Source organism: Shewanella livingstonensis (assembly GCF_003855395.1).
GTDB classification, from domain to species: domain Bacteria; phylum Pseudomonadota; class Gammaproteobacteria; order Enterobacterales; family Shewanellaceae; genus Shewanella; species Shewanella livingstonensis.
Genome location: NZ_CP034015.1, coordinates 2527730 through 2540388, shown reverse-complemented (window position 1 = coordinate 2540388; position 12659 = coordinate 2527730). Strand labels below are relative to the sequence as shown.

General features: G+C 41.4%; 10 protein-coding genes. All 10 read right to left on the bottom strand.

The features are described 5' to 3' along the window. Nucleotides 1-98: 98 nt before the first annotated feature. Nucleotides 99-1007, bottom strand: coding sequence for a haloalkane dehalogenase (locus EGC82_RS10920; RefSeq protein WP_124730791.1), 909 nt, complete (start codon nucleotides 1005-1007; stop codon nucleotides 99-101). Nucleotides 1008-1058: 51 nt separating this feature from the next. Beyond that, nucleotides 1059-2231 (bottom strand): vWA domain-containing protein, encoded by a 1173-nt coding sequence (locus tag EGC82_RS10915; RefSeq protein WP_124730790.1) that lies wholly within the window; start codon nucleotides 2229-2231, stop codon nucleotides 1059-1061. A 7-nt stretch (nucleotides 2232-2238) separates the two neighbouring features. Further along, a complete protein-coding gene (locus tag EGC82_RS10910) occupies nucleotides 2239-3072 on the bottom strand; it encodes an AAA family ATPase (protein ID WP_124730789.1) in 834 nt (277 codons plus the stop codon). 50 nt (nucleotides 3073-3122) lie between these two features. Next, entirely contained in the window at nucleotides 3123-5237 is a 2115-nt protein-coding gene (locus EGC82_RS10905; protein ID WP_124730788.1) for a molybdopterin-dependent oxidoreductase, read from the bottom strand. A gap of 97 nt (nucleotides 5238-5334) precedes the next feature. Then, a complete protein-coding gene (locus EGC82_RS10900) occupies nucleotides 5335-6333 on the bottom strand; it encodes an NADP-dependent oxidoreductase (protein WP_124730787.1) in 999 nt (332 codons plus the stop codon). Nucleotides 6334-6395: 62 nt separating this feature from the next. Continuing rightward, nucleotides 6396-7460, bottom strand: coding sequence for a patatin-like phospholipase family protein (locus tag EGC82_RS10895; protein ID WP_124730786.1), 1065 nt, complete (start codon nucleotides 7458-7460; stop codon nucleotides 6396-6398). A 59-nt stretch (nucleotides 7461-7519) separates the two neighbouring features. Then, nucleotides 7520-9184 carry an AMP-binding protein gene (locus EGC82_RS10890; protein WP_124730785.1) on the bottom strand — a complete coding sequence of 555 codons (1665 nt, stop codon included), beginning with the start codon at nucleotides 9182-9184 and terminating at the stop codon, nucleotides 7520-7522. Nucleotides 9185-9415: 231 nt separating this feature from the next. Continuing rightward, the gene (locus tag EGC82_RS10885; protein WP_124730784.1) at nucleotides 9416-10597 is read right to left on the bottom strand and encodes an acetyl-CoA C-acyltransferase; all 1182 of its coding nucleotides are present in this window, start codon (nucleotides 10595-10597) and stop codon (nucleotides 9416-9418) included. Between the two features lie 53 nt (nucleotides 10598-10650). Then, nucleotides 10651-11571 (bottom strand): SDR family NAD(P)-dependent oxidoreductase, encoded by a 921-nt coding sequence (locus tag EGC82_RS10880; protein ID WP_124730783.1) that lies wholly within the window; start codon nucleotides 11569-11571, stop codon nucleotides 10651-10653. 81 nt (nucleotides 11572-11652) lie between these two features. Further along, nucleotides 11653-12114, bottom strand: coding sequence for a MaoC family dehydratase (locus EGC82_RS10875; protein ID WP_124730782.1), 462 nt, complete (start codon nucleotides 12112-12114; stop codon nucleotides 11653-11655). Nucleotides 12115-12659 lie beyond the last annotated feature (545 nt).

Here is a 12659-nt window from a genome sequence, read left to right as displayed (position 1 = left end):
TACAAAATGAATTATATAAAAAGAGCAGCCATATTTGGCTGCTCTTTTTATTAGGAGTCTTTTATTACTATTTTTTATTAACTGTCATTTTATTAACGCTAACTATTATCGGCAATAAATTGAACTACGACGTCAGCTAACACTTCACCTTTGTCTTCTTGTAAAAAGTGGCCTGCACTGATAATAGTCGTATGCTGTTGCCCTTTTGTACCCGGTATCAGTTTTTGCATCAGCTTGTCGCCGCCAGCAGTGATTGGATCTGAATCACTAAACGCCGTTAAAAATGGCTTTTGCCATTGCGATAATACTTTCCATGCGGCGCGGTTTTTATCGGCAGCAGGATCATCAGGGGTAATCGGCACTAATAACGGAAACTGGCGAGCGCCCTCTTTGTAACTTTCACCTGGAAACGGAGCATCATAAGCGGCAATCACATCTGCAGCTAAGGTGGCAACACATGCACGGTTTATCATGCTACCTGTAGGGAAAACATCTACCTCTTGTGAGAACTGACGCCATTTTTTAAACGCTTCACCAGGCTCATGATCACCTGTTGGCAACATGGTATTGGCAGCCACAATACGGGCAAAACGATCGGGCTCTTCTGCGGCTAATCGTAAACCAATTAACCCGCCCCAATCTTGACACACCAAAGTGATATTGGTTAATTCGAGTTGTGATACTAAAGATGTGATCCAATCAACATGGCGCTGATAAGTATAATCAGTGCGTTTGGTTGGTTTATCTGAGCGGCCAAAACCAACTAAATCAGGCGCAATCACCCGATGGCCTGCTTTTACCAAAATAGGGATCATCTTGCGATACAAAAAGCTCCATGTTGGTTCACCGTGCAGCAATAATATCGGCGCAGCATCTTTAGGGCCTTCATCAAGATAATGAACTCGAAGCTCGCCACCTTCACTGTCGTCAACCATCAAATATTTAGCGGTAAAGTGGTAATCGGGTAAATGAGCAAAACAACTATCATCGGTGCGTAAAAATTCCATATTTCTTGCCTTCTTGTTATTGTTTTTCGATTCGATTAACCCGAGTTGACATTAACTCAAGTCTTTAATCGCCCGGCCAATACCATCAACGGTAAGGGGGTACATTTTATTGCTCACCAACTGTTGAATAATCGAAATTGAATGATGAATTTGCCAGTGATTTTCAGGCTGTGGATTTAACCACGCAACCTTATTGAAGTGACTGAGCAGTCGATTCATATATTCGATACCGGGTTTTTCATTCCAGTGTTCGACACTGCCACCTTTAGCGATAATTTCATAAGGCCCCATAGTGGCATCGCCAACAAAAATGACTTTGTAATCAGATGAGAATGTTCTGATAATTTCTTCAAGATCAATCATTCTATCAAATCTTCGGCTATTATCCTGCCACACCCTTTCATACAAACAATTGTGAAAATAAAAGAACTTAAGATGCTTAAATTCACTGTGGGCTGCAGAAAATAGCTCTTCGCAAGTATGAATATAATCATCCATCGAACCACCAATATCGAAAAACATCAGCACTTTAACGGCGTTATGACGCTCAGGTTCCATATGCACATCTAACATGCCACCGTTTTTAGCCGTTGAGCTAATCGTGGTATTAATGTCGAGCTTTTCACTGGCGCCAGTTCGGGCAAATTTTCTCAGTTTTTTAAGGGCTAATTTGATATTACGGGTGCCCAATTCGCGGTCTTGGTCAAAATTTTTAAATTCGCGTTTGTCCCACACTTTAACGGCACTGTTGTTACGGTTTTTGTCTTGGCCTACTCTAATCCCTTCGGGGTTATAACCATAAGCTCCAAACGGTGATGTGCCGCCGGTGCCAACCCATTTATTACCGCCAGCATGACGTTTTTTTTGTTGTTCAAGACGTTCTTTTAACGTCTTCATTAATTCTTCAAGGCCGCCCATTGATTTGAGTTGGTCTTTTTCTTCTTGAGTCAGATGTTTTTCGAACTCTTTACGCAGCCAATCTTCCGGCAAAATTTTATCGAAAATATCAATATTTTCTATGCCGTTAAAGTACTCAGCAAAGGCGTTATCGTATTTATCATAATGAATTTCATCTTTAACCATGACGATTTTAGCGAGGTTATAAAAATCGTCTACATTGGCAAAAATCACTCCTTTCTTTAGCAAGGCGATAAGGTCTAATAGCTCACGTAAGCTACAAGGCACTTTGTGCTTTTTTAGGGTAAGGAAAAAATCAATAAACACTGTTAGATCACCTGTTTCTGCGGCTCATAAAGGCCAGTTTTTCAATCAATGAAACATCTTGCTCATTTTTTAACAGTGCGCCAAACAAAGGAATAATGTCTGATTTGTTATCCAATAATGTCTGTTGTGAAATATCGTCTGATATCAATAGCTTTAACCAATCAATTAACTCTGATGTAGACGGTTTTTTCTTGATGCCATTGATCTCGCGTAAATCAAAAAATACCTCTAGTGCTTGTGTTAACAACGCTTGTTTTACATCAGGATGATGCACATCGATGATTTTTTCCATTTCAGCTTTAGTGGGAAACTTAATGTAATGGAAAAAACAGCGTCTTAAAAAGGCATCAGGTAACTCTTTTTCATTGTTAGAGGTGATGATAATTATCGGTCGTTGTTTTGCTTTAATCACTTGTTGGGTTTCATAAACATAAAACTCCATTTTATCGAGTTCTTGAAGCAAATCGTTAGGAAACTCAATATCGGCTTTATCAATTTCGTCAATCAGCAATATGGGTCTTTGTTCTTCTTCAAACGCCTGCCATAACTTACCTTTAACGATGTAATTGCCAATATCATGAACCTTGGCATCACCTAACTGGCTGTCACGCAAACGCGACACCGCATCGTACTCATAAAGCCCTTGCTGTGCTTTTGTGGTCGATTTAATGTGCCATTGATACAATTTACAATTAAGTGATTTAGCTAATTCTTCGGCTAACTGGGTTTTACCGGTACCGGGTTCACCTTTAATTAATAACGGTTTTTCTAATGCTATCGCCGCATTTACCGCCATGGTGAGATCGTTTGATGCTATATAATTTTCAGTACTTTTAAACATGGTTAACCTTTTTATTGATGTCGTTTTTTAAGCAAATATTCTAATTGACGTTAAGCAACCTTAATCGCAACGGGTGTGCCATTGAATGCCGCATTTCCGGTAAGCATATCAACTCGATTAGCATCTGTTAAATCATTAATGCTCACCCCAGGCTGAGTTGCCGCCACCGACATGTTAGTGCCTTGCTGATTGTGGCCCCAGCCTTGTGGCATTGTCACTACGCCTTGTTGAATATCGTCGGTAATGACCACTTCAATTTCAATTTGCCCCACAGCGGAATTGACGGTAACACGTTGTCCTTGTGTGATCCCAAGTGCATGTGCATCTTGTGAATGCACTTCTAAGGTACACGGATTTTTGCCTTTAATTAACCTGGCCGAGTTTTGGGTCCAGGTGTTATGGCTTTTCACTAATCGACGGCCAATTAACTCAAATGGATAGGCTATGTCCCGCGCAGGTTGTGCCATCACCTTTTGCAAACGCGGTAAGTCGTCACGATACACCTGCGGAAATAAATCAATTTTGCCATTGGCAGTTTTAATTCGCTCAGCTAAACACGGCATTAATGGGCCAATATCGATACCATGAGGATGGTAGATTAACTTTTGCAAACTCATGCCTTGCTCGCCGTAAGGCCCTTTTTTTAGCTCCATGTCTAAAATGATTTCTGGGGTGATGTTTTGCATTGGATCGTCTGTGGCAATATTGAGCATCCGCATCGAAATTTCTTTGAGTATTTGCCAGTCAGCACGTTGCTCAGCCTGTTTTTCAAATAATGGCGCTGAGTATTTAACCGTGTTTCTCACCGAAAATGAATTAAAGAAAACATCAAAGTGTGAATTTTCAAGACCTGTGGTACCCGGCAGAATAATGTCGGCATATTTCGTGGTTTCGTTAAGATAAATATCAATCGAAACCATATAGTCTAACCCAGCAAAAGCTTGGGCTAATTGATGGCCACTGGGCGACGACAATACCGGATTACCCGCAACGGTAATTAAGCTTTTAATCTGCCCTTGTCCCGGTGTTTGTATTTCTTCAGCTAATGTCGCCACCGGAAATTCACCATTAAAAAATGGCAATTTACGTACCCGAGTGTGATGCTGACCAAACGAGCTTTTATGGCCAGGTTTGTGATTGCGCAATAAATCAAAAGCAGGTTGTGGAAACATCGCTCCGCCAGCGCGGTCAAAGTTGCCGGTAATAATATTGAGCACATTGGTAAGCCATAAACATAAGCCGCCAAAAGTTTGCGTTGATGCCCCCATACGGCTGTAACATACTGCAGAGTCTGCAGCCAACATGTCATCGGCTAATGCTTCAATAGTACTGGCATCGATACCGACAACCTCGGCAACGGCTTCTGGTGAATAGGTTTTGGCTATTCTTGCAACATCATCAAGCCCATCTACTTGCTGTTCTAAATGACGTAAATTAACTTTGTTGCGCGAAAATACACAATGAATCAATGCGAGCAGTAATAAAGCATCTTTTTCTGGACGAATAAACAAATGTTGATCGGCAATTTTAGCGGTGCGGGTTCTACGAGGGTCAACAACAACTATTTTGCCACCACGTTTTTGAATCGCTTTCATGCGGCCAATAACATTGGGCGCTGTCATCATACTGCCGTTAGAAACAACAGGATTTGCGCCGATAATTAACATAAAGTCAGTTCTATCAATATCTGGCACCGGAATTAACATGCCGGCGCCAAACATATAATTAGCCGCAACGTGGTGCGGTAATTGGTCGGCAGAGGCTGAACTAAAACGGTTTATGGTGCCAAGCGATTTTAAAAAGGGCTTAAGAAATAGTGCATTACCTAGACTATGAGCATTTGGGTTGCCTAAGTACACGGCTAAGGCATTTTTACCGTGTTGCTGTTGAATGCTTTTAAATTTTTCAACTATTTCGCTAAAGGCGTCATCCCAGCTAATGGCTTGCCAGCCAGAATTGGTGCGTTTAATTGGCGTTTTTAAGCGGTCTTTATCGTTATAAAAATCTTCTAAGGCTAATGCTTTAGGGCAGTTATAACCTTGACTAAAGGGATCGTGTTGATCGCCTTTGATCGCTATTATTTTTTTATCTTGGTAGGTAATTTCCAAGCCACACATGGCTTCACAAATATTGCAATTTCGATAATGGGTATTAGTTTCGCTCATATTGGTCGCCTAGCTTGGAATAAAAATATCAGATCAATACAGTCAAGCTCACAAATCTCTTTAACAGCTTTAACGGTATTGATTTAACAATAAATCGTTATAATTTAACGATTAATTTGCCTTTGTTATCACCAGTGAAAAACAAGTTTAAGCCAGTAATGGCTGACTCAAGGCCATTTAACACATGAGCGCGATGTTTTATTTGCCCTTTCATAACATAAGGGGTTAATTTTTCAAGTAAGGCCGGCACATCACCGAAATGATCTGGCATGGTGAAGCCTTGGATTATTAGGCGTTTCTTAATAATTTGGATCCAACTGGGACCTAGGTCAGGTACTGCTTTTGGGTAATCGGCAATCATGCCGCACACCACAATTCGACCATGTGCATTCATTTTGGCAAATACATGATGCTGAATTGGGCCACCGGTGTTTTCAAAATACACATCAACACCGTCTGGGGTTAATTCGGCCAGTTTTGCTGCTAAATCATCAGTCTTATAATTAATCGCGCCATCAAAACCTAGCTCATTAACAATCCAGTCGGCCTTTTCGTCACTGCCAACAATGCCGATAACTCTTAGGCCATCTGCTTTAGCAAGCTGACCAACAATAGAGCCCACCGAACCCGCTGCGCCAGAAACGACAATGGTTTCGCCTTTTTGCGGTTTGCCTACGTTGAAAAGCCCTTGCGTTGCCGTTAACCCCGGTAGCGCAAATACCGATAATACAGCTTCATCGGGTAGTGGTGCAGTCACTTTATTTAACCCAGCACCATTACTTAAAAAATATTCTTGCCAACCCATCATGCCCATCACTCGGTCGCCAACCTTAAAGCCAGGATGGTTACTTTCTACAATTTCACCTATACCAGAACTGCGCATAACCTCACCTAACGTAACGGGAGGAATGTAGCTTTGTGTATCAGCGCTCATCCAACCAAACATGGCCGGATCAAGTGACATATGATTTTGTTTAACCAAAAATTGTCCATCTGCCACTTTAGGCATTGGCTTTTCTACAATTTCAAATAGTTCAGGGCCAATTGGGCCACCTTGAGGACGGGCGACTAAGTTAATGGCTGTAAATGTGCTCATATTTGATTCCCTTTGTATGTAAATGAATAATCGTTATTCGTCATGCTGATAGATGAATGTTATTACGTGATGAGTTGCTTGATGCTTTTTATACTGCTGATATTTTGTGTTTGATAAAAGTGTTTAAAGTGCTGGGCAAGTTTTTCACTTTCAACAAAAACCTGTTGCCAATATTGGATCCGTTGTGCTGGTTTCATTTCGATAAAATCAGTACGGTCGGGAATTTTATGGTAGGGCAATGAATCAATAAACTCTGCAGAAGGACACAATAATACGGTTTTATCGTAGTGCTCTAGTCGGACTTTTCGCGATAAATTTTTATCAAACCAGCCCGCTTTTAAAGTTGAACTAAAATGAGGATAAAGGATTAACCCTTCATTTTGAATTTTAAAGTCAAAATGATAATCAATAATCCCGCCATCGCGATACATGCCCGGAGGACAATCAGTAATGTCTTTTATACCTTGCATCACTACAGGAATAGAACCCGATGCCAATAATGCATCTTTGATATTTTGTGGGCTAAAAGCCACTGCTGTAGTTGGAATATTATCGGGATCAACAATAACCAAATCACTGTGCTTATGCTGAAAAATATACCGTTCATACTGACGATTGAGTAATGGTCGACTGATAGCGTTGCGGATAAAACTGTGAGTTAACCCAAGCGTTTGTTTAAACTTATTTTCTGAAGCGACTAATCCATTGCACTTAGCAACGATAAAATGAGCTTTGAATACCGGATTATTGATAATTTCATCGGCACCGGTATCGCCAAAAAGGACTTCGAGTAATTCAAAAGCTTTGGTGGTGATTTCTTCAGCCTGAGGTTTCTTATCATCTGAATACACGGTTTCACTGTAATTTTTAGCTAAACGTTCAATTGCTGCAACGGGATCATGTTGGGCAAAGCATGCCGCACGAAAAGCACCAGCACTTGAACCAATAACATTTAATGGCTGCTGCCTGCCATTAAAAAATTCACCAAAGATATATTTATCTAATCCCAATAAGGTAAACCATTTAGGTCCACCACTTGCACCAAGAAAAGCGCTAAATATCGCTGGAGAAAATCCATCCTGATGGATCTTTCTTAACGCCATTTCACCGGCATAGATTTCTAACATAGGATTCTTATTATTGAACTGTCGACAATACATGCCGACAGTGTTGCCGAGATTTAAGCTTATGCCTTATTACGAAGATCTTTTCGTAGAACCTTACCGACATTACTTTTAGGTAATTCATTCATAAACTCAACCACCTTAGGACGCTTATAGTTAGTGAGCATTTTATTACAATGGTCAAACACATCTTGTTCTGTAAGGGTTGGATCTTTTCTAACAATATACACTTTAACTCGTTCACCAGTAATATCACACGAGGTCCCTACAGCCGCAGCTTCAAGTATACCTTCATGCATCACCAGCACTTCTTCAATCTCGTTTGGAAACACGTTAAAGCCAGAAACGTTAATCATGTCTTTTTTACGGTCAACAATTTTGAAAAAACCAGTTTCATCCATGGTGGCAATATCACCAGTGGCTAGCCAACCATCAATCAGTACTTCATCAGTGGCTTTTTGACGATTGTAGTAACCTTTCATCACCTGTGGGCCTTTAACCCACATTTCACCTGGCTCGCCTAACGCCACGTCTTCACCATCGGCCCCCACAAGACGAATATCGGTTGAAGGTGCAGGCAAGCCAATTGAGCCATTGTAACTTTTTTGATTATAAGGACTCATGGTCACTAAAGGTGCGCACTCAGTTAAACCATATCCTTCTAAGAGGCGGCTTTTAGTGACTTTTTCCCAAAGTTCTGCAACGGGTCGCTGCACCGACATACCGCCACCAAAACCCATTTTTAAGGCACTAAAATCAAGTTGGTCAAACCCTGGGGTATGCAACAAGCCGTTAAATAATGTGTTTACGCCAGTAATCACCGTAAAGCGATATTTAGCTAACTCTTTAACAAAACCCGCCATGTCACGTGGATTAGTGATTAATAGATTGATGCCACCAAAGGGTAAAAAGGCTAAGCAATTAGAGGTTAAGGCGTAAATATGATAAAGCGGCAATGCGGTGACAATGATTTCTTTACCTACTTCGTAGACATTTTTGGTCATTGCATTTGACTGTTCAAGGTTAGCAACCATATTACGATGAGTCAGCATAGCGCCTTTTGATGGACCTGTAGTGCCACCGGTATATTGTAAAAAGGCCAAATCAGACCCAATAACCTCAACAGGTATAAATGTTTGTTTACTGCCCCTGGACATAGCATCATTAAATTTAATCGCAGTAGGTAAATCAAATGCAGGCACCAATTTTTTAACATGCTTAATAGCACCATTAATAAGTGCACCTTTAATCAGCCCTAAACGGTCACCTACGCCAGTGGTAATAACATGCTTAACATCGGTTTTATCCATAACGGCTTGCAATACATGAGCAAAGTTTTCGAGGATTAGGATCCCTTTAGCACCCGAGTCTTTTAATTGATGTTCAAGCTCGCGAGCAGTATACAAAGGGTTAACGTTAACAACCGTGAGGCCAGCAATAAGCGCGCCAAATAACGCGATAGGATATTGCAGCGTATTAGGGATCATAATGGCAAATTTATCGCCTTTTACTAAGCCCAAATCTTGCTGTAAGTAAGCGGCAAAATCAGTCGCCTGTTGTGCAAGCTGCTGATAAGTGATACTCACATCCATATTGATAAATGCTGTATTCGCGGCATATAACTTGGTGTATTTTAAAAACAAATCTGCCAAAGAATTATATTTATCAGGATTGATTTCAAACTCAACCCCAGGCGGATAACTCTTTTCAAGCCAAATCTTTTCCATAATATTGTCCCCAAATGTAATGTTATTAGCAGCTGTGAAGTTCATCTCAAATACGCAACAGAACCCAATACCCTAGCCGCTATCAATGTTTATTATTATTGTAAATGTGCAAACTCACGCTTTTCATTTTATTTATTTTGTACTTATTTTGTACTTTCTCTTAATCTACACACAAATCTTAAATTAAAACTTAACGTACGACTTTGCTAGCAGTTAGCATCAGCATTAACCTTATAGCACTTCAAATAAGCCTGCTGCGCCTTGACCACCGCCAATACACATACTAACAACCACGTATTTAACCCCACGGCGTTTACCTTCAATCAATGCGTGCATCACCATACGTGTGCCGCTCATGCCGTATGGATGACCAATTGAGATGGCGCCGCCATCAACGTTTAAGCGATCAGCAGGAATACCCAGCTTTTCAGCACAGTAAATGACCTGAACCGCAAACGCCTCATTGATTTCCCATAAACCAATATCGTCGATGTTTAGGCCGTGGCGCTCAAGTAATTTAGGAATAGCATAAATAGGACCTATGCCCATCTCATCAGGCTCACACCCAGTAACCACCATGCCACGGTACACGCCTAATGGCGTTAAGCCTCGTTGCTCGGCGAGTTGACGTTCCATTACCACCACGGCTGCTGCGCCATCAGAAAGTTGTGATGCATTACCGCCGGTAATCGATCCGTTTTCTTTAACCGCTTTTAAGCCCGCTAAACCGTCTAAATTAGTTGATGGGCGATTACCTTCATCTTTAGTTAAGGTTACTGCCTGTTTACTGATTTCACCGCTGGCTTTGTCCATCACTAGCATAGTGCAACTGACGGGCACTATTTCAGCATCAAATCGGCCTTCAACTTGGGCTGCTGCGGTGCGTTGTTGGGATAATAATGCGTAGGCATCTTGTGCCTCACGTGAAATACCATATCGCTTAGCCACCACTTCAGCGGTATCGAGCATCGGCATATAAATCGCTGGACGATAGGCTTTTACGCTAGGGTCTACCACGCGATGCATGTTCATCTTATCGTTTTGTACCAAGCTGATAGAGTCACAACCACCGGCAACCACAACTTGGGCACCATCACACACAATATGGTTGGCGGCAATGGCAATAGACATTAATCCAGATGAACATTGACGGTCGACTGTCATGCCGGGTACAGAAACCGGTAATTGCGCCGCCATGGCCACTTGACGACCAAAGTTCATGCCTTGGTTGCCTTGGGTTAAGGCTGCGCCAAAAATACAGTCTTCAATTTCATTAGGATCTATTCCCGCTCTTTCTACTGCTGCATTTACCGCTACAGCGGCTAATGTGGGTGCAGACAAATCATTAAAGGCGCCGCGATAAGCTTTACCAATCGGGGTTCTGGCGGCGGATACAATGACGGCTTCTCTCATGATAAATCCTTTTATAATTAACGGTAATACGCGGTAAATTAATTAATACTCGTTTAGCGTTGTTGAGATTTCATGAACGCCATGGCCTTCATAACAAATTTTTCGCCTTGTTGCGCACCAGAGAGTAAAGCTTTTTGATGGTGTTGATCGGTGAGCTGATCCCAGTTTTCACGCACGGTTTCTGGGCTTTGTTTCGCAGTAGGAATAAAGCAGCCTTCGGTTTCAAAAATACTCGCGCTTGAATATCCGCCAGCTCCGGCACATAAAATAAATCGATTTGGCGCATCTTCATCACACAAGGTCAGCATTCCTGCGGTTACCGCTTCTGGAGCAAAGGCTTTAACGATTTCTTCAGGCATTAAATCTTCGGTCATACGTGTGCCAGCCGTTGGCGCAAGCGCATTGATATTGATATTATTTTTAGCACCTTCGAGCACTAAGGTATTCATTAGGCCGATTAGCGCCATTTTAGCAGCACCATAATTGGCCTGACCAAAGTTGCCGTACATGCCACTTGATGAGGTTGTCATTACGATTCGGCCGTAGTTTTGTTGCTTCATGATTTCCCACACCGCTTTAGTGCAGTTAACCGACCCCATAACATGTACGTCCATGACCAGCTTAAAGTCATCTAAGGTCATTTTAGAAAACGACTTATCGCGTAAAATACCGGCGTTATTAATCAAAATATCGACACGGCCCCATTTATCCATGGTTTGTTGCACCATGTCTTGCACTTCGTCAAAATGGGCAACATTAGCGCCATGACTCATAGCCTCGCCGCCCATCGCTTTAATTAACTCTACAACCTCTTGAGACGCGGCAGAAGATGCGCCACTACCATCACGCAATCCACCTAAATCATTAACAACCACTTTGGCGCCGCGTCGGGCTAATTCCAGTGCATGTGAACGGCCTAAACCATTACCCGCACCCGTTACAATAGCCACTTTCCCTGCAAAACTGATTGTCATGTTATTACCTTAATTTTGTTTTTATTTATTATTTTTCTTTTTAATCAATATCTATATTTAACGATCATGCCTTAATCGACATTACTTAACCATTTGCACTGAAATCCACTCGGCAACCAGTGCTGGTGTATCTACACCTTCAATTTCAATGGTTACTTCGGTTGATATGCGAAATTGGCCGGGTTTTTTCTCTTCAATAGAAAGGGTTTTCGCATGGGCTCTAATGCGGCTATTAACTGTGACAGGCTGCAAAAATCTGACTTTATCGAAACCAGCATTGAGGCCCATATAAAAGCCATCAATAATGACGCTAAATTCTTCAGCAAAATGAGACAACATTGATAATGATAAAAAGCCGTGAGCAATGGTCGAGCCAAAAGGTGTTGCTTTAGCTTTTTCAACATCGACGTGAATAAATTGATGATCCAGAGTGCAATCTGCAAATTGATTAATTTGATTTTGGCTGATTTGATACCACTGGGTTGGCGTTGCTTGGTGACCAATATAGTTGGCAATATCGTTACGATTAATGACTGTCGGCATGATTCCCTTTCCTTATGTACTTTCGCGGTACTATCCATGAATGAAATTTAAGCGATATCTCATGCTAAGTGCGGTAGGTAAATTAAACAAATGAATAGTTTTGATACTAAGCTATTCACAAGATGAATAGCCTAGGGCCTGTTGATCTTTGCTGGTTGAATTTTGTTCGAGTTAAAAACGTTTTAATCGAGGCGAATGGATTGATGCCTAGTCATCTAAGCAAAATGCATTCAACAAAGAGTAAAACGTTTTTAGCCGAACCCTTCGGGCAGCGTTTGTTGGCCATTTTTACTGTGTTATCGACTTTTTATGTAGAATAACTACACCTCAAAGTCTCTGCCGCGCAGTTGTAAATGTGAGTAATGGCCAACAATTCGCTGCAAAAATAACCTTGAAAGATCAACAGGCCCTAGATTGAGAGGGTGCTGAAGTGTCAATATAGTGCGGGCTTTAAAAACAAAAACATTACCGCTAATAGCAGTAATGTGATTATTAAATTCGCTTATATAACTTTACTAATTGTTAACTAACGCTATTAAGCCAAA